The sequence below is a fragment of the candidate division WOR-3 bacterium genome (assembly GCA_016867815.1).
In the GTDB taxonomy this organism is placed as follows: domain Bacteria; phylum Hydrothermota; class Tepidihabitantia; order Tepidihabitantales; family Tepidihabitantaceae; genus UBA2258.
The window spans coordinates 14,947-35,735 of sequence record VGIR01000011.1 but is presented as its reverse complement, the minus strand read 5'-3'; the positions used below and the strand labels follow the sequence as shown (position 1 = coordinate 35,735).

General features: G+C 63.4%; 20 protein-coding genes. 10 read left to right on the top strand and 10 right to left on the bottom strand.

The window, feature by feature from the left end; all coding sequences use genetic code 11:
* Positions 1-8: 8 nt before the first annotated feature.
* Genes FJY68_03100 through FJY68_03090 form a run of 3 tightly spaced genes read left to right on the top strand, consistent with a single transcriptional unit; the run spans position 9 to position 1,913 of the window.
* Complete coding sequence (locus tag FJY68_03100; GenBank protein ID MBM3330824.1) at positions 9-392, top strand: RidA family protein; 384 nt, start codon at positions 9-11, stop codon at positions 390-392.
* Between the two features lie 4 nt (positions 393-396).
* Positions 397-1,365: a hypothetical protein gene (locus FJY68_03095; protein MBM3330823.1), complete on the top strand. Its 969-nt coding sequence runs from the start codon at positions 397-399 to the stop codon at positions 1,363-1,365.
* Positions 1,308-1,913: a hydrogenase 3 maturation endopeptidase HyCI gene (locus tag FJY68_03090; protein MBM3330822.1), complete on the top strand. Its 606-nt coding sequence runs from the start codon at positions 1,308-1,310 to the stop codon at positions 1,911-1,913. Before FJY68_03095 ends, FJY68_03090 begins: the two co-directional genes overlap by 58 nt.
* A 9-nt stretch (positions 1,914-1,922) precedes the next feature.
* Here the strand turns inward: FJY68_03090 and FJY68_03085 are convergent, their stop codons facing one another.
* The 9 genes from FJY68_03085 to rpsP all read right to left on the bottom strand — a co-directional run bounded on the left by FJY68_03085 (position 1,923) and on the right by rpsP (position 9,156).
* Entirely contained in the window at positions 1,923-3,275 is a 1,353-nt protein-coding gene (locus FJY68_03085; protein ID MBM3330821.1) for a hypothetical protein, read from the bottom strand.
* 128 nt (positions 3,276-3,403) lie between these two features.
* Positions 3,404-4,717: a nucleotide sugar dehydrogenase gene (locus FJY68_03080; GenBank protein MBM3330820.1), complete on the bottom strand. Its 1,314-nt coding sequence runs from the start codon at positions 4,715-4,717 to the stop codon at positions 3,404-3,406.
* Between the two features lie 243 nt (positions 4,718-4,960).
* Positions 4,961-6,502 (bottom strand): YifB family Mg chelatase-like AAA ATPase, encoded by a 1,542-nt coding sequence (locus FJY68_03075; protein ID MBM3330819.1) that lies wholly within the window; start codon positions 6,500-6,502, stop codon positions 4,961-4,963.
* Entirely contained in the window at positions 6,502-6,852 is a 351-nt protein-coding gene (locus FJY68_03070; GenBank protein ID MBM3330818.1) for a YraN family protein, read from the bottom strand. The genes FJY68_03075 and FJY68_03070 overlap by 1 nt, the downstream gene beginning before the upstream one ends.
* Positions 6,849-7,457 (bottom strand): ribonuclease HII, encoded by a 609-nt coding sequence (locus tag FJY68_03065; GenBank protein ID MBM3330817.1) that lies wholly within the window; start codon positions 7,455-7,457, stop codon positions 6,849-6,851. The genes FJY68_03070 and FJY68_03065 overlap by 4 nt, the downstream gene beginning before the upstream one ends.
* Complete coding sequence (locus FJY68_03060) at positions 7,420-7,818, bottom strand: 50S ribosomal protein L19 (GenBank protein ID MBM3330816.1); 399 nt, start codon at positions 7,816-7,818, stop codon at positions 7,420-7,422. The genes FJY68_03065 and FJY68_03060 overlap by 38 nt, the downstream gene beginning before the upstream one ends.
* On the bottom strand, positions 7,811-8,545 hold the full coding sequence (trmD, locus tag FJY68_03055; GenBank protein MBM3330815.1) for a tRNA (guanosine(37)-N1)-methyltransferase TrmD: 735 nt from the start codon (positions 8,543-8,545) through the stop codon (positions 7,811-7,813). The genes FJY68_03060 and trmD overlap by 8 nt, the downstream gene beginning before the upstream one ends.
* Before the next feature lie 32 nt (positions 8,546-8,577).
* Positions 8,578-8,808 (bottom strand): KH domain-containing protein, encoded by a 231-nt coding sequence (locus tag FJY68_03050; protein ID MBM3330814.1) that lies wholly within the window; start codon positions 8,806-8,808, stop codon positions 8,578-8,580.
* 3 nt (positions 8,809-8,811) lie between these two features.
* On the bottom strand, positions 8,812-9,156 hold the full coding sequence (gene rpsP / locus FJY68_03045; GenBank protein MBM3330813.1) for a 30S ribosomal protein S16: 345 nt from the start codon (positions 9,154-9,156) through the stop codon (positions 8,812-8,814).
* 305 nt (positions 9,157-9,461) lie between these two features.
* Between rpsP and FJY68_03040 the strand changes: the two genes are divergently transcribed.
* The 5 genes from FJY68_03040 (at position 9,462) to FJY68_03020 (ending at position 17,451) form a co-directional block, all read left to right on the top strand.
* Positions 9,462-12,338 carry a T9SS type A sorting domain-containing protein gene (locus FJY68_03040; protein MBM3330812.1) on the top strand — a complete coding sequence of 959 codons (2,877 nt, stop codon included), beginning with the start codon at positions 9,462-9,464 and terminating at the stop codon, positions 12,336-12,338.
* A gap of 1,333 nt (positions 12,339-13,671) precedes the next feature.
* Positions 13,672-14,664: a hypothetical protein gene (locus FJY68_03035; GenBank protein ID MBM3330811.1), complete on the top strand. Its 993-nt coding sequence runs from the start codon at positions 13,672-13,674 to the stop codon at positions 14,662-14,664.
* A 47-nt stretch (positions 14,665-14,711) separates the two neighbouring features.
* On the top strand, positions 14,712-15,203 hold the full coding sequence (locus FJY68_03030; protein MBM3330810.1) for a hypothetical protein: 492 nt from the start codon (positions 14,712-14,714) through the stop codon (positions 15,201-15,203).
* Positions 15,204-15,539: 336 nt separating this feature from the next.
* Positions 15,540-16,424 (top strand): class I SAM-dependent methyltransferase, encoded by an 885-nt coding sequence (locus FJY68_03025; protein ID MBM3330809.1) that lies wholly within the window; start codon positions 15,540-15,542, stop codon positions 16,422-16,424.
* Positions 16,425-16,467: 43 nt separating this feature from the next.
* Entirely contained in the window at positions 16,468-17,451 is a 984-nt protein-coding gene (locus FJY68_03020) for a hypothetical protein (protein ID MBM3330808.1), read from the top strand.
* Between the two features lie 88 nt (positions 17,452-17,539).
* Here FJY68_03020 and FJY68_03015 read toward each other — a convergent pair whose 3' ends face one another.
* Positions 17,540-17,917 carry a hypothetical protein gene (locus tag FJY68_03015; protein ID MBM3330807.1) on the bottom strand — a complete coding sequence of 126 codons (378 nt, stop codon included), beginning with the start codon at positions 17,915-17,917 and terminating at the stop codon, positions 17,540-17,542.
* A gap of 113 nt (positions 17,918-18,030) precedes the next feature.
* Between FJY68_03015 and FJY68_03010 the strand changes: the two genes are divergently transcribed.
* Together FJY68_03010 and FJY68_03005 are read left to right on the top strand one after the other, a co-directional pair.
* Positions 18,031-18,909 (top strand): PhzF family phenazine biosynthesis protein, encoded by an 879-nt coding sequence (locus FJY68_03010; protein MBM3330806.1) that lies wholly within the window; start codon positions 18,031-18,033, stop codon positions 18,907-18,909.
* Positions 18,910-19,017: 108 nt separating this feature from the next.
* Positions 19,018-20,781, top strand: coding sequence for a hypothetical protein (locus FJY68_03005; GenBank protein ID MBM3330805.1), 1,764 nt, complete (start codon positions 19,018-19,020; stop codon positions 20,779-20,781).
* Positions 20,782-20,789 lie beyond the last annotated feature (8 nt).

Below are 20,789 nucleotides of genomic sequence, written 5' to 3'. Positions count from 1 at the left end.
GAGGCCAGTTGGACAAAAGGACGGCGATTCTTACCGACAAAGCCCCGAAGCCGATCGGGCCATACAGCCAGGCAGTCAGGTTCGGGAACCTGGTTTTGACCTCCGGGCAGATCCCGATTGACCCGGCCAGCGGCGACCTGGTGTCCGGCGACATCGCCAAAGAGACCGAGCTCGTTTTCGCGAACCTGGCCGCGGTCCTGGCCGCGGCGGGGACCAGCCTTGAGCGCGCGGTGAAGACCACCGTGTTTCTGACCGATATGAACCAGTTCGGCAAGGTCAACGAGGTGTACGCCCGGCATTTTCGCGAGCCATTCCCCGCTCGGTCCACTATCCAGGTCGCGGCCCTGCCCAAGGGTGTCTCGGTTGAGATCGATGTCGTGGCTGAAGTGTAGCTTGTTGCTCGGGCTGTTCCTCGCGCTGGTGCAGGCCGCGCCGGCCGGTGACCTCATCCGGGCCCGCGACTTCTGCTACCAGCAGAACTACGATTCGGCCCTGGCCGTGGTCCGCGCCATGAGCAGGTCCGATACCACCGATCCCGCTCCCTACTACTGGTTGGCGAGCATAACCCAGCTTCTCATCTACGACTCGGGCAACAAGCGGCTCATCGACTCGTTCTACGCCCTGAGCGACAAAGCGGTGGCCAAGGCCCAGAAACGCCTTGGCTGCAATTCCCGTGATGCCCAGGCGCACTTCTATATCGGCGTCACGCAGCTCAATCGGGCGAACCTGCTCGCCTGGCAGCAGCGCACGCTGCCGGCTCTCAAGACTCTCTTCGCGGTTACCCCGCAGTTGCGGGCGGCCCTGGCCGACGACTCTTCTTTGGCTGATGCCCGGTTCGGCATCGGCGTGATCGAGTACTTCAAGGCGAATGCCGATCGCTACGTGTTCGGAATGGGGCTGCTGGGGTCGCGACAGAAAGCGTACCAGCTGGTCAAGGCTGTCGCCGACCGTGAGTGCCTGCTGCAGCCCGCGGCCCGGTTCCTTTACGGCTACATGTTGAAAGAGGATGGAGACTACTCCGGCGCGGTGCGTGCCTGTCAGGACCTGCTTCTCCAATACCCCTACAACCGAACTGCGCTCCGCATGATGCGCGACGCGCAATACAAGGCCCGGAAGTTCTCCGACGCGGTGGCGACCGGGCGGGTGGTCGAGCAGGAAGTGCTGCGTGCCTGTCCAGGCAGCCGCTACGCTCTGTCCGAGAACTGGATTGTCTGCGGCAAGGCGTTCGCCGAGGCGGGGCAGAGCGACAGCGCCCGGGTTAGATTCGACCAGGTCATCGCCTGGGAGCCGCACACCGGTGAAGTGCCGTGGCTTTCCAGCTACGTGCGCGAAGCGAAACAGTGGCGGAAGAAGCTTCGCAGCTAGTCATACTCGGGGTCGGAAATCGGCTGCGCGGCGACGACGCGGTCGGCTGTCTTGTTTGTGACGAACTCAGGAAGGATAGGATTCCAGGATCCGAGGATTCATGGGGTCCGGTACCGGACACTCGAATCCTCGATTCCTCAAACTCTCGATCCCTCCTGGACGGAGACCGCCCTCTGCCGGTTGGCGTCTTTCTGCTCGACTGCGGCAATACACCCGAGAACTACCTGCAGCCGATTGCCGACCGGAAACCGAGTCGAATTCTGGTGGTGGACTGCTGCGACTTTGGTGCGGAGCCCGGTGAGTTCCGCCTGTTCACCCGCCCGGAAATCGAGCAGCTCTCCTATGGTCTCATGTCTACACACACGCTGCCCCTGACCCTGACCATCGAGATGCTCTCGCTCGAGACGAGAGCAGCAATCGAGTTGCTCGGCGTACAGCCGGAGCGGATTGATTTCGGCGCAGACCTCTCCGCGCCGGTCAGAAGCGCACTACCGGCCGTGGTCGAGTTCGTGCAGCAGTGGGCTCGGAGACCCTGGCCCGGTGCGTGACTCGCGCGGTTAACGTCTGAGCCACGCTTCCAGGAAGCCGACAACTTCCTCGCGCACACTGGGCCAGGAGTACTCGTGCTCCCGAACGAAACCGGCTTCGGCCCTCACGTCTTCCGGGGCCGGCGGACGCGCCGAGGCGCGTCGGAACAGGCCTTCAACCCAAGTTCGTATCAGAATCCACCACTCTCCGGTCACGACTGGGTCCTGACCGCGATTGCCGAGGCGAAGAACGGACGCGCCGGCATCGGCAGGACCGAGGAACGGCGGCCCGACCTCGATGGCGCAAACCCGGCCCTGCGCGGTCGCTGACAGTCGGTCCATTACCTCGTCCGCGAACGCGGCACCGTTCGACAGCCCGATCATAATCACCCGTTGCCCCGGATGGCGGAGCAGGAAGAGATCCAGGTCTCTGGACAACCGGGTCGCGTCACTATGATGCAGTTCGAACATCTCGCTGATGGTCAGCAGTTTGCCGACGGCCCCACCTCGCGATCGATAGAAGGGCACGAGTATTGACTTCATCCCGGCACCGCTGAGGTGCATCCTGACTCCGTCGATAACCGGCAGGATGTCGTGCGCCTGCTCGATGGGGACATTTCCCCAGCCGCCGAAATGGGCCAGGACGATGACCTGGCTGCCCAGCGGCAGTTCTGCGAGTTCGGCGAAGTCGAAGTCGCGCGGTATCGGGTCGCCGCCGAACAGGGGGGACAAGCTTGTGTCCGGGGTTCTGTACCACGCTATTGCATCACCCGGATTGGAGATGGCGAAGGCAGGGCTTTCAGGATCTGTACGGTTGCCCAGCCGGTTCCTTCGCAGGTCGCGTCCGGAACGAGGCAGCGGTTCGTAGCCAACCTGCAGGCCTGCCGGCTGGCCGGGGCCCGAAATTGACTTCGGCGTTCCGTCCCAGCATTCGACGAGCGCCCACCCGGCGCTATCTCTTTCACGGTACAGAAACGCACATACAGGAGGAGTGGAATCACCGATCGCCCGGATAGAGAGTGGCCGGGCGGCCTGGCTGGGCTGTCCCTCAAACGCAAGGACCACATTCGTTGCCCGGGACAGGGGCGGGAGTGCAACCAGGTATCTCAGCGGGGACGGCCGATCAATACCCAGTGGTTCCGCGACCCGGCCAGTATCGACCGCCAGCGCCAGTTGCTGTTCGGCCGGAGAGAAGTCGAGGACCACCTGGCCTGCCGACAAGAGGCAGGGCAGCAGCAGCGTCCACACTATCCCTGCGCGACCTCGGCAGCGGCAGACCTGTCGGCAGGGCGTCTGTCTTCCTTGTATGCTGTTCGCGCGGGACTCCGCTGACACGTCACCAAGTTCGCGTCCGACAAGGTTGGACAGGGTTCCGAGTGCCATTCCGGGCGAAGCGTACCAATCGGCGTCTTGGATGTCAAGGTGGCGGCGTGGCGTGAGGCGCGAGCTCGGTCTGCGATGCGGGATGAATTCCCCTGTCCCGCGCACCAGCCGTCGGTTCTCGGTCTCGGCTACTTCTTGACCGGGTGGTTACCGAGGGTGTAGAGCTTCTTCGAGCCGCGGCGTTTGATGGCGTTGCGGGCGTCGAGGATCAGCCGGCTGTGCTTGAAGATGAAGTTGTAGTCAAAACACTTGTGGTCGGTAAGTATCACTACGCAGTCGGCCGACTTCAGTGCCTTCTCGGTCATCGGCACGGACTTGGACCGGCCGCCGTTGATGTGAATCTCCGACACCCAAGGGTCGTGGTAGGCAATGCTCTTCACTTTGTGCTGGACCAGTTCCATCACTTTCATCGCCGGGGAGTGGCGGGTATCCTCGACGTTGCCCTTGAACGCGGCTCCGAGAATCAGCAGCTTCGCTTTGGAAACGGCGACACCGTTGATGCCGAGCACCTCGGTGACTCGGTCGGCGACGTAGAAGGGCATCGATTCGTTCGTCTCGGCCGCGAGTTCGATGAAATTGGAGTGGAAGTCGTACTCGCGGGCTTTCCAGGCGAGATAGTAGGGGTCAATCAGAATGCAGTGACCGCCGATGCCGGGCCCGGGGTAGAACGGCATGTAACCGAAGGGTTTGGAGGAGGCGGCGTTGATGACTTCCCAGATGTCGATGTTGCCCATCCGGTCGCACATCATTGCCATCTCGTTCACCAGGGCAATGTTGACGCTGCGGAAGATGTTTTCGAGCAGCTTGGACATCTCGGCCGCACGGGGAGAGGATACACGGACGACGCGTTCGACAAACCGGGAGTAGAAGTCGACGCTCAGGTCGGTACAGGTCTTCGTCACTCCGCCGACAACGACCGGTGTGGTCTTGGTGTTGAACCTGTGATTGCCCGGGTCGATGCGTTCGGGCACGAATGAGAGGTAGTAGTCGCGCCCGACTTTCCTGCCGGGGGCGTCGAGAATCGGCTGCAGTACCTTTTCGGTTGTCTCGGGATAGGTGGTGGAGCGCAGCACCACGAGTTGCCCCGGTTTGAAGTACTTCGCCACTTGGCGGCCGGCATCTTCAATGTAGGTCACGTCCGGGTCCTTGCTGGCGGTGAACGGCGTCGGCACGCAGATGTTCACAATGTCACAGGAAGCGAGGACACGGAAGTCAGTCGTGGCCGTGAACTTCTTGCTGACCTCGACGATGTCCGCGTCTTTGACGTCGCCGATGAAGCTCTTGCCTTTCCTGACCGCTGCGACCTTGGACTGGTCCACGTCGATGCCGACGGTGGTGAAGCCGGCGCGGGCGATTTCGATGCTGAGCGGCAGACCCACGTAGCCGATGCCGATGACTCCGACCTTTGCGGTCCTATCGTGAATCTTCTTTGCCAGGTCCATGCGTTCTCCTCTCACTTCCGGATTCCACAGACTATGCTGGTGAAAACTCGAAACCCGAAGCACCAATGACGAATCTCTTCCGAATCTAGAATCACGAGTGCCAATTCTATGATAAAGTCATCGAGAGGTCAAAGCTCGAAGTGCGAAGCGCGAATGACGGTCGAATCAAGGAAATGACCAAGCGGGATTCCGGGTTTCGTCATTCAGTCGTCGTTCGGACCTCGGACTTCATCATTCCTGCCCTCACCATGCCGTCCGGTCGAGGGTGCGGTATTGCACCGCCTCGGTGATGTGAGGCGGCTGGATGCTGTCTTTGCCTTCCAGGTCGGCAATGGTCCTTGCCACTTTGAGCACGCGGTGATAGGCGCGGGCGGAAAGGCCGAGCCGATCGATTGCGGCACGGAGGATCTCGTCGCTCTGGGCCGACACCGGGCAGAAGCGGCGGATGAGTTGCGGTCCCATCTGGGCGTTCGAGTAGACCGGGTGGCGCGGGCTCGTTGCGGCAAACCGGGCGAGCTGGGTCCGGCGCGCCCGGGCGACCCGTTCGGCGACCAGACTCGAACTCTCGCCCGCCCGCTTGGTAGAGATGTCGTCGTACTTCAGGGCAGGCACCTCAATGTGGATGTCAATCCGGTCGAGCAGGGGACCGGAGATCTTGCTGCGGTAGTGGCGAATCTTCTGCGGCGAGCACGAGCAGGTGTGGCGGGGGTCGCCGGCGAATCCGCACGGGCAGGGGTTCATGGCACAGACCAGCATGAACCGCGCCGGGAAGGTGAAGGTCGAGCGGGCCCGGCCGATGGTGACGTCGCCGTCTTCGAGCGGTTGCCGCAGGGCTTCGAGTACGTCACGTCGGAACTCCGGTAGCTCGTCGAGGAAGAGCACGCCGTTGTGGGCGAGTGACGCCTCTCCGGGCCGGGGCACGGTACCACCGCCGATGGCGCCGGATTCCGAGACGTTGTGGTGCGGGGAGCGGAATGGCCGGGTCGCGACCAAAGGCCGGTCCGGGGAGAGCGCGCCGACTACGCTGTGAATCCGCGTCGCTTCCAGCGCCTCGTCCAGGGACATGGGCGGCAGGATGGTCGCAAGCCGGCGCGCGAGCATGGTCTTGCCCGAGCCGGGCGGGCCGATCATCAGCGCGTTGTGTCCGCCGGCCGCGGCAATCTCCAGAGCCCGCTTGGCGTGCTCATGTCCGTGGACCTCAGCCAGGTCGACCGGCGGAATCGCAGCCTGGGCGAAGAGCGTGGCGATATCGGTGTGCGTCGGTTCGATTGCGGTTGCGCCGTTTATGAAGTTCACCGCCTCGACCAGCGAGCCGACCGCGTATACCGGCAGCCCCTGTACCATCGCGGCCTCGGTCGCGTTCTGGGGCGGGACGATCAGTCCGCGCAAACCCGCGAGCTTCGCGGCCACCGCCATCGACACCGCGCCCTTGATGGGGCGGACCGAGCCGTCGAGCGAGAGTTCGCCGAGGAGAGCAAAGTTACGGAGAGCTTCTGGCTGGATGGTCCCGCCGGCGCCGAGGATGCCGACCGCCATCGGCAGGTCGAAAGCCGCACCCTCCTTCTTGACGTCGGCCGGGGCGAGGTTGACCGTGATCTTGCGGTTGGGGAAAGCGAAGCCGGAGTTCTTGATTGCCGCCTGAACCCGGTGCTGAGACTCCTTAACCGCGGCGTCGGGCAGACCCACGATGTTGAATTGGGACAGTCCATGGGTGACGTCGGTCTCGACGGTCACGATGTAGCCGTCCACTCCGAACACCGCGGCCGAAAGCACCCGCGACAACACTAGAGAGCTCCGACGATATGGTCGAATTCCGGATGGCCGGAGCCGAGCGTGACGCCGAGGACGTCGAACCGGACGTCGGCCGACTCCTGCCGGTGCTGCACCAGGTAGTCTTCCACCAGCCGGCGCAGCTTGGCCTGCTTGCGCTGCGTGACCGACTGGTCGGGCCGGGCGAAGTCGGTAGCGGTGCGGGTCTTCACCTCGACAAAAACGAGCGTGCCGCGGTCCCGGCAGATGAGGTCGATCTCGCCGAGCCAGGTCGTGTAGTTGCGTTCGAGGATCTCCCAGCCGATGTCCCGCAGGTACGAGGCAGCAAGATCTTCTCCCTTCCGGCCCAGCGGTTTGGCTTTCACTGCTCGCTGGCGACGAGGGCGGCAACCGGTTTGAATGTCCGGCGGTGGATGGGGGAGACGCCGAGTTCACGGAGCGCCCGCAGGTGGGCTGCGGTGCCGTACCCTTTGTGCCGGTCCAGACCGTAGCCCGGGTAGTTCCGGGACAAGCGTATCATCAGGCGGTCGCGCCAGACCTTGGCGATGATTGAGGCGCAGGCGATGGAGAGACTGGATCTGTCGCCGTGGATGATGCCGTGGCAGGGGAGGCCGACATCCGGTATGGCCCAGCCGTCGGCCAGGATGAGTTCGGGCTGAACCCGCAGCCGGCGAACAGCGAGGCGCATGGCGCGGAAAGAGGCTCGGGCGATGTTCTGTTCTTCGATGAAGCGGTGGCTCGCCGCGCCGACCGCCCAGGCCACGCTGCGGAGCTTTATCTCGGGCTCGAGCCGCTCGCGCCGGAGCGGAGTCAGTTTCTTGGAGTCGTCAACGCCTGCGATTGTGGCGTGGCGTGGGAGGATTACTGCGGCCGCGACCACCGGTCCGGCCAACGCCCCCCTTCCCACCTCGTCCACGCCGCAGAAGAGGGAGCTACTCAGCCACAGTTCCTGGTCTAGGTTGTACTTCACCCCGCTGCTCTTGGAGTATCGCCTCGCGGCCGGTCCGCTTGCGCAGGTAGTAGAGCTTCGCCCGCCTGGCCTTGCCGTGCCGTTTCACCTCGACTTTGGCGATAGCCGGGGTGGCGTAGGGGAAGATGCGTTCGATACCGTAGCCGCGGCTTACCTTGCGGACCGTGAAACTGCGGTTCGCGCCCGCTCCGCGAATCTGGATGACCGTTCCCTCGAAAAGCTGCAGGCGTTCTTTGTCACCCTCGACAATCCGCACGTGGACTGCGACGCTGTCGCCGGGACGCAGCGGCGGAATCTCGGCCGGCTCGTGCCGGACAGGCGCGGCGGCCTTCGTTTCCTTGGCGGCTTCTTTCTTAGCCATTGATAGTCTCCTTTTCCAGTTCGCGGCAGAGGAACTCGCGCTCGGATTCGGTTAGGACTTCCTTGCGCAGGAGTTCGGGCCGGCGCTGAGCGGTCGTCTTCAAAGCCTGTTCCCGGCGCCAGCGGGCGACCGAGGCGTGGTCGCCGGACACCAGAACCTCCGGGACTTCTCGGCCGCGAAACTCGCGCGGCCGGGTGTAGTAAGGGGAGTCGAGGATACCGGCTGAGAACGAATCGGTCGCGACCGAGTCCTCGTGGCCGACTGCCCCGGGCAGGAGCCGGGCGATGGCCTCGATTATTACCACGGCCGCGGCCTCGCCGCCGGCCAGCACGTAGTCGCCGACTGACACCTCACGGTCTACCAGCGTGCGGACGCGCTCGTCCACACCTTTGTACCGTCCGCAGACAAGTACCAGATGGTCGATGCGGCTGAACAACTCAGCCATCGGTTGGGAGAAACCTTCTCCTTGCGGAGAGAGGAGTACGACCAGGCTGCCGGGCCGGCGGACGCTGTCGATTGCCAGGCAAAGGGGTTCCGGTTTCAACACCATCCCGGCGCCGCCGCCGAACGGGTAGTCGTCCACGGTGCGGTGGGCGTCGGTCGTGAAATCTCGGGGGTTGGTGAAACTGAGTTCGAGCTTGCCGTCAGCCCGGGCGACGCGGGTCGGTCCGCAGTCGAAAGGACCGCGGAAGTACTCCGGGAACAGCGTGATGACGGCTGCCTGCATCGGTCGGGATGGCGGTCGTGTCCGCGGTCGGTTTAGGGGATTACGTCGACCGTGGCGTGCTTGTCCAGTTTACGGGCAGCCGCTCTGACAATCGCCCGGACCGCGTCGATGGTATTGCCCTGCCGGCCGATGACCTTGCCCTGGTCGCCGGGCATGACCTTGACTTCGTAGGTGAGCGTACGCTCGCCGGCGAGTTCGGTGACCTTGACCTGGTCGGGGTGGTCGACGAGCGCCTTCACGATGTGCTCGATCATCTCTTTCATGGCCTACTCCTTCGGTGTGTCCGTCGGTGTCGCGCTCTCCGGGGTGGAAACGGGTTCGCCGGGTATGGTTGCAGCGGTCGCACCTTCGCCGTTGGCGGGCTCGGCGGTCGACGCGTGCTGCCGGGCGTAGCGGCTCAGGAGCCTGCCGACCGTGTCGGACGTTTGGGCGCCTTTCGAAACCCAGTGCCCGATGCGATCGGTTTTCAGTTCCAGGAGTTTCGTACGCGGGTCATAGTGGCCGACCGACTCCAGGTATTCGCCGTCGCGCGCCTTGCGCGAGTCGATGACGACAACCCGGTAGTCAGGCCGGTTCCGAAGTCCCATGCGCCTTAGTCGAATTTTAAGCAAGGTTTTCTCCTTATTCTGAACCCATACCATAGCGAAAAGGTCGGGATTGTCAATCAATTCGCCTAGAACCGGGATCGGAGTCCGCCACAGGGCCACGAAGACACAAAACGGGTCCGGACGAGAGCTCGGCGCATGTCTGGTGCCGCGGTGTCTTGCCGGCAAAGCGCCGGACCACGGGGATTCCAGCCGTGTTGACTTGCCTTGCCCGGCGGCTACAATCTGAACGAGGATCGTGCGCCTTTCGGCTGACGGCGGGCCGCGGTCCTTGACTGGTCAGACAGGCGATGTAACTACGGGAGGCATTCTTGAGGAGTTTGGTCGCTGTATTGGTACTGGTGCTGGCGGGGACAAGCTTCGGGCTCATCAGCCCGGATCTGCAGCAGCACATGGCCGCGGCGAAGGCAGGGCAGAAACTGCCGGTGCACGCAGTCCTGAAGGAGCAGTTCGACGCCGAACTGCTCGACAATCTGGTGGACGGCATGCCGAAACCTCAACGCCGGGCCGAGGCTGCCCGCGTACTGCAGGAGTACTCGGCCGACCAGCAGGCCGGGGTGCTCGAGTACCTGGCGACCACCGACGCCCAGAATGTTCAGTCGCTCTGGGTGGTGAACGCGGTGTACTGTGAGGCGACTCCGGCCGTAATCCAGCAGCTCTCGGAACGGACCGAGGTGAGCTACGTCCACTATGACCGTGTGTACAGCCCGGGCCTGCCGTTGCCCGAGCAGCAAGATGAAGGGACCGAAGAGCTCGCTTGGGGCGTGTCCAAGATCAACGCTCCCGCGGTCTGGACCCAGGGATACACCGGGGCGGGGATTGTCTGTGGCCACATCGACACCGGTTGTGACTACACCCACCCAGATCTGGCCGACCACCTGTGGACCGACGCGAACTACCCACATCACGGCTGGAACTTCGAGTACAACAACGACGACCCCATGGACCAGCATGGCCATGGTACGCACACGGCGGGCACGGTTGCCGGTGACGGCACCAATGGTACTCAGAGCGGCGTCGCGCCGGACGCTCAGATCATGATTTGCCGGGTCAAGAACGGAGTGGACTCGGCTGGCCAGAGTCAGATGTGGGCCGCAGTGCAGTTCTGTGTGTCCCCGCCGCTTTCGCCGACTCACGGCGCCGACCTCTACACTATGTCGATGGGCTGGCGGATCACCTGGGGTCCGGACCAGTCGACGTGGCGCACTCTTGCCAACAACGTCAAGGCGGCCGGCCTGTCGCAGATCGTGGCGGCGGGCAATGAGCGCGGGTACGACTATCCGCCAACCGGCCTGCGTTGTCCGGGCAACGTGCCGCCGCCGTGGTGGAATCCGCAGAACACCGGTACCGGCGCTTTGTCGGGAATCGTCTCCGTCGGTGCGACCGACGCAAGCGATGCCATCGGGTACTTCTCGTCGCAGGGCCCGGTGACGTGGTCGAGCGTCGCGCCGTTCAACGACTACGCGTATCCGCCCGGGCTGACCCGGCCGGACGTCTCTGCTCCTGGTGTCGCCGTCAAGTCGTGTGCCATCGGTGGCAGCTACCAGGAGATGGACGGCACGTCGATGGCGACCCCGCACGTCGCGGGAACGGTCTGCCTGATGCTGCAGAAGAACCCTGACCTGCTACCGGGCGAGGTGGATTCGATTCTCGAGCTGACCGCGGTCGACCTCGGGGGTGCGGGCAAGGACAACGATTTCGGCGCGGGCCGGATAGATGCGCTTGCGGCGGTCGACTCCGTCGGCCTGTCGAGCGGACCGTCGCTCAAACTCACCTCGACGCAGGTGATAGACTCCACCGGCAACAACAACGGGGCCATGGACCCGGGCGAGACCGCCAAGCTGCTGGCCACGCTCAAGAACAGCGGCGGCGCGGCCTGCAACAACGTTACCGGCAAGTTCCGCAGCTACAACACCCAGCTGACCGTACCCGACTCACTGGGGTCATGGGGCAACATCCCGTCCGGCGGCTCAGCCACCAACACGGCCAACCCCTTCGTGCTCCACGCCGACGCCGGCATCGTCCCCGGCACTTCTTTCACCTGCTCGCTTTTCATCACCGGCGATAGCGCCGCCCTTTACACCAAGAAGATGCAGATAGTGCTGGTTGTCGGTATGCAACCGGGTCAGATCATCTGGGGACCCAAGCCCGTCCCAGACATGCCGTCGGCCCCGGGCCTGTACGGCGTGACCTACAATACCAGTGACAACCTGATCTACTGTGTCAACTACAACCAGGCGACCATCTACAAGTACTCTTCGGACAGCATGCTGACGTCGCAGGGCACCATCCCGGCGCCGCAGGATTCCTGCACCGATATCGACTATGTCGGCTACGACAACGGGCTCTGGGTGTCCTGCAATCCGCAGAAGATCATGTACAAGATCGGCACCAACGGCGCGGTGCGCCACCAGTTCACCATGTCGCTGGCCTACCCGATCGGCGCCACCGAGCACGAGGCCGCGCACACTGTCTACCTGTCGGACCGTCGGCTGTCTTCCTCCTCGCGGCAGATGATATACCTCACGGACACGCTCGGTTTTTCACAGGGCTCCTTCACCCATCCATTGGTGGGACCGTACGGTACCCGTTGCCTGGCGCTCGACGACCGTTCGCCCACGAATCCGCCGTCGCTCCTGAACGCCTGGGCATGGTACAACGCGTCCGGCGGTCTCATCGACAGCTGCGGCATGTACGAACTGGACCGCGTCGGTGACACGGTGCTCAACGGGTATGTTTTCCCGATCAAGACCTGGGACGTCCGGGGTATCGAATACGACCCACGCGACGGCTCGTACTGGCTGACCATCATGAAGGGTGGCTCCAGCAACAACATGATCGTGAAGGTGGCGGGGTTCAACTACGGACGGGCCGGCGTCGAAGAGCCGGAACTCCGCTTTGCGGGAGCCGCCGACCAGATGGAGGTGCTGGCCCGGCCCAACCCGTTTACAGGCAGGACGAACCTGTCGCTGCAGATGCCCTCGGCCGGCAGCATCGACCTGCGGATCTACGACAACAGCGGCCGGGTCGTACGTACGCTCGCCCGAGGATCCACAGTTGCGCCGAGCGTGCGGCTCTCGTGGGACGGCCGGAACGACGAGGGACGCGCAGTCGCGCCGGGCATCTACTTCTACCGCGTCCAGAGCGCGACCGCGCAGGCCTGGGGCAAGGTAGTCCTGTCCCGCTAGACCGCGCAAACCAATCCCGTTCGGAGCGGCGCTTCGGCGCCGCTCCGCTTTCCGCGTGAGCCTCGCCTGCAGGGCACTGAGGAAATGAAGCCGAAGACCTACCGAAAGAAGCACTCGGTCCTGGTCCGATGCAGCCGGCTGCGGCTTGTGCCGGAGCCTCCCTCGCTATTCTCCAAGAAGCTCGGCAGGTTGGTAGCGAGGTTGTCTGCGGAATCATCTGGGTCGTTACTCGGAGAGGAACGTGGACTGGAACCTGGGCTCGGACCTGGGAAGGAACGCTGCATGTTGACCGACAAGGATCCGGACAGCGAACTCTGGTCGTTGCTCGCGAGGTAGCCGATGAAGTCGCGGTGAAGATAACGCTCGAATCAACCCCACTAGTTCCGCGGGAAGTCCCTCGGGAAGTGACTTCGGAGGCTTTGTGGATAGCTGCGGGGGAGGCATAGGAGGGGTCAGGGCGGGGATGGCGAATAGTGAATTGAGAATGAAGAACTTAGGCCTGATTGCGGCCGCCGGGAGAATATGCAGTATACACAATCAGGAGCCTGGTTTTCCTGTGGGCGGCTCAGATTCCTACAGCCAGGGGTTGACGCCGGGGGCGGTGACGGTCGAACTCGGCCCCCCAGCAGAGCGGGTAAGTGGTTGAGAACCCGTCCGGTGGTCGCTCCTCCCACATTTGGGTACAGCCTTCCTCCTGTAGTCGGCCAAGGTCTCTACCCGGCAGTTGCGTCCGGCGTCTTGCCGGCTACGGGCCAAGGTGCTGTACCCGCAATCCCTCACGTCCTCTGCTCCGGAGTTGAGCAGGCAGTTGGAGCCTCCATACCGCCCGCACGCAACCCCGCAGCTTACGCCACTACATGCCCACTCGCCGGACAAGTCGCCGGTTACATTCCTGCCCCAATCACTGCTCCTGCGGTTGCTCCCACTGTCGGCCTCAGTCTCACCACCTTCATCTGTCCTGCTGCCTTCCCGGCACTCGGCCCAAGCCTCTGCCCGCGTCTCTGTCCCGCTTCGGCGGGAGCTTGACTTCGTATTGCCGGAGGGTATTCTGGAGCTTCAATGGGAGCCTCTGCGCCCGCACTGGTGATTGACCCTGTCGAGCACTTCGAGCGCGACCGCGAGGTGCTGCTGTCCCCTGAGTACAAGGAAGAACAGCTCCGCTGTCTGACCCTGGCCGGATTCGGCCATTCCTCAAAGCCGAAGGACCCCGATATGCCGACAGACCTTGACGAGAGTGGAAGTGTCACGCATTGTGACTGTCCGCAAATCGGAAGTTCGCGTCTCCGGTCAAACTCCATGTCAACGGACTAGCCTGACCGCAGCAAAGGAGCACATGAGACGAACACCCGCCGTCATCAGCATGGTTGTCCTCACCTGCGGCATGCTGGCCGCGGACGAACAGCCGGCTTTTCGCAACACTGATCTGAAGGTTGTCATTTCCGTTTCGGCAGGCGCGGGCATGGAATGGCGGTACCCGAACGCGGGTCCGGCATTCATAGCTGACGACGTGCTCGAATGCCTGAACAACAACGGAGCGGCTGACGGTGTCAGCTTCACCGAGGCGAACGGCGTGCAACCGAACCTCCGCATCGACATGGTCTGGACGTACGAGACACAAGGCACGACTCAGATAACGGCGACCGCAGGCGTGTCAGGACTCAATCGCGGTCATCTCTTCGACGCGAGCAGTGGTCAGTCAGCCTACACGGACGGTGACGATGCCATCCAGGCCTTGGCCGACGACATCTACCGCTGGCTGCACCAGGGCTGGACCTACAACACGCCGCCGACTTCCTACGTGCCGCCGAGCTACAGCCCGGGTTATGGCGCAAGCGAGAGCCGGTTCGGCATCTTCGGTGTCGGCTTTTCGGTCGGCCGAGGCGGAGGGCTGTTTGCAGGCTACGCTTCCTTCCAGCCGCTTGACTTCCTCGGCGTCGAGTTCGACTATGGAACCCAGCCGGTCGTGACATCCGCGGCCGGACCGGTGGTCACGTTGTGGCCGAGCCTGCTCAGCGCCAAACTGCAGCTCTACAACGGCAAGCGTTCGCGGTCGCCCCAGCTCGGCCTGGAGGTGGCGGCGGACCATACCGAGGAAGCGGGGTGGGGCGCACACGGCGCGTTCCTGCTCAGGCTGAGGTCGTACCCGTTGAACATCGACTTCAATGCCGGGTTGGGCCGGTTCTTCAACTACCAACTGGGCACGAAGAACTACGTTGAGCGCCTCTATTACAAACTCGGGTACTTCCCGACAGACCTCAAGCTCGGATTTGTGGGGCCGGCGCCCAACTATCTCGTCGGCGGCATTGGTTTGAGCATCTGCTTTTGAACCGGGGCGCTGGTAGTGGGCGATGGCATTGTACGAAAGGACGTGAAGTGAGACGAATCCTCTTGGTGGCGGCGGTGATACTCTGCGCCGGGCCAGGCAAGGCCGACGCCATGTACCTGGGCGTGGGACCGATGATAGGCGTGCCGTTTGGCCTCAGCGCCAAGCTGTGGACGAAGACCGGGTTCGCGCTGGACGCAGGGATCGGATATTCCTGGTGGGCGGACTCGTCGGTGCAGGTTCATGGTGACATGCTGTTTCACAGCGTGCGGCTGACAAAGGACGCGGCCGAAGACGGCCAGTTGGGGCTCTTCATGGGGCTGGGCCTGCAGGCGAGGATGCGCGAGCCGCTTGAACAGAACATGAGGATGGCGCTCCGGATGCCCCTCGGCCTCGAGTACTTCCTTCCACATCTCCCGCTCAGCATCTACGGTGAGATAGTGCCGAGATTCAACCTCGGCACGACCGACCAGTACTTCGGCGGCGACGCTGACGCCGGGTTCCGTTTCTACTGGGTCATGGGTTCCAGCAGCCTGTCGTGACAGGGCGGAGAATCAGAGCCGGCCATTCGACGAGATGACGGCAGATGCTGGCCTGGGGTTTGCGGCTACCGGCCTGCAGCCTTCAGAAAGGACACTGGCGAAGCTGTTGGCTTCGGAACCCCCTGTGGGAAACGCAGGGCGGCAAGTCGCGCGCCTCAGGCCGAGGGCATGTCACGTTGGCGGTCCGGACGAGGATGGCCGACAGCTTGCGGCCAACAGCCAGCGGCCTCGGCCGTTCATCGTTCCCGCAGCACCTCGGACTGGAGGTTCGCGCACACGGCGGGACAAGATGGTGAGTCTGACCCGGCACGGGTCTTAATGCCCGGATTCCAGCCGATGGACAGGTTCAGCGCCGAGAACCGGAAGCTCTGGGATGAACTGGTAGTCATCAACGCCGGCTCGAAGCTGTACGACGTGGCCGGGTTCAAGGCCGGTAGATGTACCCTCGATCCCATCGAGCTCGATGAGGTGGGCGACGTTGCCGGCAAGACGCTCCTGCACCTGCAGTGTCACTTCGGACAGGACTCGATGTCGTGGGCCAGGCTCGGCGCGAAGGTCACCGGTGTCGACTTCTCAGAGAAGGCCATCGACCTTGCCCGGTCGCTTGCCGGCGAGCTTGGGCTCGACGTCCGGTTCATCTGCTCCGATGTATACGCCCTGCCGGCGGTACTTGCCGGGGAGTTCGACATCGTCTTCACCTCGCTCGGCGTGCTCTGCTGGCTGCGGGACCTCGGGGAATGGGCGCGCGTGGTCTCGCGTTATCTCAGGCCCGGCGGCATGTTCTACCTGCGCGAGGCCCACCCGTTCGTGAACGTGTTCGACAACAGCCGCGCGGCAAAGGACCTTGACGTCCGGTACTCCTACTTCCATGGGCCGGAGCCGACGCGGTGGGAGTCAGAGGGTTCCTACGCCGACCCGAACGCGGTAGTGCAGCACCCTTCCTTCGAGTGGACGCACAGCCTGGGCGACATCGTGAACGCCCTGCTGGGCGCGGGTCTGCACCTGGAGTTCCTGCACGAGTTCCCATATCTGAGCCATGACCACTTCCCGTTCATGGAGCAGGGCGCGGACGGCCGCTGGCGCATCAAAGGGAAGCCTGACACCATTCCGCTGATGTTCTCGGTGAAGGCGACGAAGCCGGAGGAGAATCATCGGCAGTGGTCCGATCGGATGATGTCCACGGGGCGCAACTGCCCTGCGGACAGCAGACCAGATCGGTAGAAGAAGCGTTGAGACGGAAATTTCATGCAAGTGGGGAGGCAAGATGTGGAGATTGTCTGCTTCGATGCTCGGGCTGTTGACGGGGCTGGTTCTGATCGGCTGCGGGGGCAAGACCAATCTACGTATCACCCTTCGGCTCGCTGACACCACGCGTGCGGCGTTGCGCCTTCGCGGCGACTCAGCCAGAATCCAGACGCGGCTTGATTTGCTCTACGAGGAACCCGGCTTTCGCCCGCCGAGCCAGCGGGCGAAGGTGGAGATCGGCGAGAACCGACTCGTCGTCACGGTCGAGGACACTGCGGGCGCGGCACGGATTGAGCGAATTGCCTCGACCCAAGGACTGGTCAGCTTCCGGCTGATCGCAGAAGACTCGGTCGCATGGACGGTTCTGGACAGTGCGGACAACTGGCTGCGCAGGCATCCAATCTCCGGCCTGGAGTCTCTTTCCGGCAGGATCGGCTATCGCGCGCACGATTTCCGAGTCTCCAACCCGGACTACCGGTTGGTCAGCGCCGTGCTCGACGGCATCGACTCGCTGGTCTACGGAAGCTGGCAACCGGTGTTCAGGGCGCCGGACATGGGTATGGCCGACACATGGCGAACTCTCTACATCGTCGAACGGCAGCCGCAGATGTCCAACGTGAAGGGATGGCTGATTGAGCATGCGGACGCGCATCGGCCGCGCGGCGCCCGACCCTCCCGTCCACTGCCGAAGGATGCTGAGCCGTTCCACGCGCCCTTTGTTGTGGAAATCCGACTGGGCCGCGACACGTTCAGCGGCTGTAACCCGACGCAGAAGCTGGCCGAGGTCACGGCCAGGCACGTCCGCCAGCGGCTCGCTTTCGTGATGGACTCGGTGGTGCTTTCGGCGCCGATGATCCAGTGCGAGATTCCGGATGGGACGTTCCTGGTAGTGACCGACGATACGCTGGGAGCCTATGCCCGGGACCTGACTACGGTCCTGCTGAACGGACCGCTCCGTTCACCGCTGGTCGTCGACCGGGTCGAACGAGTCAGGGCAAGATGAACGAGCATCCGCGGCAGTCACCCGATTCGATGCCGGCGGCGCGGACTTCGGCTGCGGCACGACTGCCCTCCGCGTGAGTAGACGGCCTTCAAATCAATCGCGGTTTTCGTGCTGCCAGGCGGCGGCCCTTCCAGTAGCCCAGGCCGGTCAGTGCTAGCAGCATCGCCCGAACACCAACGAACACCGACACTGTCAGGATTGCCGGGTTGAGCAGGAAGAGATGCCAGGGCAGGCCGAACCGGAGTGAAGCCAGCAGCCAGATGCCGCCGGCAATGGCGATGGTTGCGATGGACACCGGCGGCACAGTGGAGCCGCGCGCAATCGCCGCTGCCGCTTCAGCAATGGGATACCAGGCTATCGTCAGCAGCCAGGCCCAGACAAAGAGCGCGACCAGCGTCAGGTGGTTGAGCAACGCGAACAGGTTCGTGCTGAATTCGGCGACCGCATCCCTCAGTCCGTAGTACATCCTCGCAGTCACGAGCTGCGAGATCGGGTTCTTGTCCCGGATGCGCCCAGCTTGCGCGCGGGGTGCCGGAAGCCCGCTTGACCTGCTGAAGGGATGAGGATAGATTCTGTGCCATGAGCCGACATTTCATCATCTGTGACGTGTTCGCGCGAAGGCGGTTTGAAGGCAACCAGCTTGCCGTGTTCCCGGACGCGGCCGGGATGCCGGACGAGGAGATGCAGGCCCTGGCGCGGGAGATTCACTTCAGCGAGACTACTTTCATCTTGTCGGACAGACCGAATGAGCGGGGGTGGCCGGTGCGCATCTTCACTCCGGCGCGCGAGGTGCCGTTTGCCGGGCACCCGACCTTGGGGACCGCATTCGTCATCTGGGACCGGTTTCTCGGGCGCAGTCCGGACAAGGTCGATCTGGACCTAGGAATCGGGACCGTGCCCGTGGCAGTGGAGGAGAACGGCGAGCGATTGATGATGACCCAGGTTCCGCCGGTGTTCGGTGCCGCGATAGACGCGCCGACAGCGGCCGGTGTGCTGGGTCTCGCGCCTTCCGACATCGACAACGCCTTTCCGGTGCAGGAGGTATCGACCGGACTTCCATTCGTCATCGTCCCGGTCAGGACCTTGGCCGCAGTGCAGGGCATCAAGGTGAACCAGGCTGATTACTGCCGTCTGACCGACCGGCTCGAGGCCAAGGCTGTGCTGGCGTTCGCGCCGGAGACCATCGACCCGCAATGCCGGCTGCACGTGCGGGTCTTCTGCGACTACTACGACGTGCCCGAGGATCCGGCGACCGGCAGCGCCAACGGCTGTCTCTGCGCTTGGCTCGTCCGGCACCGGTACCTGGGTACGGGAGAGTTCGCCATCTATGCCGAGCAGGGAATAGAAATCAAGCGGCCGTCGCTGCTCTATCTGCAGGGAGGGGAGAGGGATGGCGGTATTCTGGTGCGCGTCGGCGGCAGAGTGGTGGTTGCGGGTCGGGGGCAGTTTGATCCCTGAGTTCCCTTTCCCGCTTGACTGACGCGGGTGCAATACTAGAATCAACCCAGGCTCAGCCGGATCTGTCCGGCTGTGTGCGATAGGCTGCAAACCCCCAAGGAGGTATGTGTGCGTAGTATCGTCGGTCTGATGCTGCTGGCGCCGGCGCTCGCCCTGGCCGTGTCGCTGCAGCCCGTGACTGTGCTCCCTGACGACGGCAAGGTGCTGCCGTCAGGCCCGCAAGCCGGATCCGGTCCAAGACATGAGGCGCGATTCACCATCGGCACCGTTGATACGGTCGGCGGTACGACCTATGACTGGGGCGCCAACGGACCGGCGCTGAGGATGCTCACCCAGACTCCGGGCAAAGGCATCCACGTGCTGTGGATGTACTCTACGGACCAGTCGAACACCACGTTCCCCGACCGCAACATGCGCTACAACTTCTATGACTACACGGCCGGCGCCTGGAACTGGAGCGACGTCGACTTCATGCAGTCGGGCGTCAATGCCTACTCCATACGCACCGGGTACGGCAGGATCGATACCGATACGAACGGCGTAGCCGTTATCTCGGCTCACCACTCCACCGGCTCGGGAACCATGGACTTCGCGCCACTGTTCGCCAGGGATGCTGACGTTGGAGCCGGTATCTTCGAGTACGTGTACGGCGAGTCAACGGCTCTGAACTACTGCGAGTGGCCATGGATCGCTGTCAGCAACAACGGTGCCTACCAACTGGCGGTGATCGACGCAAACAATCAGGACAACCTTCTCCGGAGCCGTTCCACTGACTGGTCGACCTGGGAAACCCCGGCGAGCGTACCTGCGCCCCAACCCGAGCCGAATTTCCCCACCCACAACATCACGACATCAGGGGTGTCCGGCTCGAACAAGGTCTGCATAACCTGGGTCTCGACGCCGGCCAGCGGCTACGCGCAGAACCCGGGTTTCTACGTCGAATCCTATGATGCCGGCGGCGTCTGGGAAATGCCTGTGGATCTAGGTTTCCCGCCGGCCTTCACTCCCGGCTCCGAGAGCCTGCCGTCCTATCACCTGACGTCGCTCTTCCCGTTGTATGACCGGCAGGACCGGCTGCACATAGTGGGCAACGTGAGTCCGTACGTTCGCGACACCAACTGGATTCTGCCCGGCGAGATCTGGCACTGGTGTGAGTCCAATCCGGATACGTGGAACCGCATTCACATCGCTTCACCGGAGTCGCTAAACGCTGCCGTCGGGTACAACGTCATGATCTGCGCCCGCCCCAGCCTCGGCGAGGACGACCGAGGCAACCTCTTCGTCGCCTGGGAGGAGTTCGATGGTGTGAACGTGGAGCAGACGACGTCGCGGGTACGCGCCGACATCTGGTATTCCTTCTCGGAAGACAACGGAGTGACCTGGGCTCCCGGGACGAAGATCACCGACGGCGGCGATGTCTCCTATCGATTCCCGTCCATCCTTCATCCGATCGGGGACACGGTCATGGTCCAGTACCTCATTGATCAAGTCGCCGGGTTCCTTCTGTACAACGAAGGGCCAGGTACCGACAATCCGATCGTGATTCAGAAGTGGCAGAACCCCAGCGGCATCCAGGGACCGAATGTGATTCCTCCCAGGCAAATGGAAGTCGCTGTCGGACCGAACCCGTTCCGTCGTAGCACCCGGCTGGCGTACTCCGTTCCTCGGCGCGGCAACGTGTCACTAGACGTCTTCGATGCGGCCGGCAGGATCGTCCGCACTCTGGCCGGAGGCCGGAGCGATCCGGGCAGGTTCAGCGCGGTCTGGGATGGCCGGTCTCAGACCGGCGCGCTGGTTCCGGAAGGCGTATACCTGTACCGGTACGAGTTCGACGGTAGGCATCTGACCGGCAAGCTGATGGTGACTCGGTAGCAGGATCC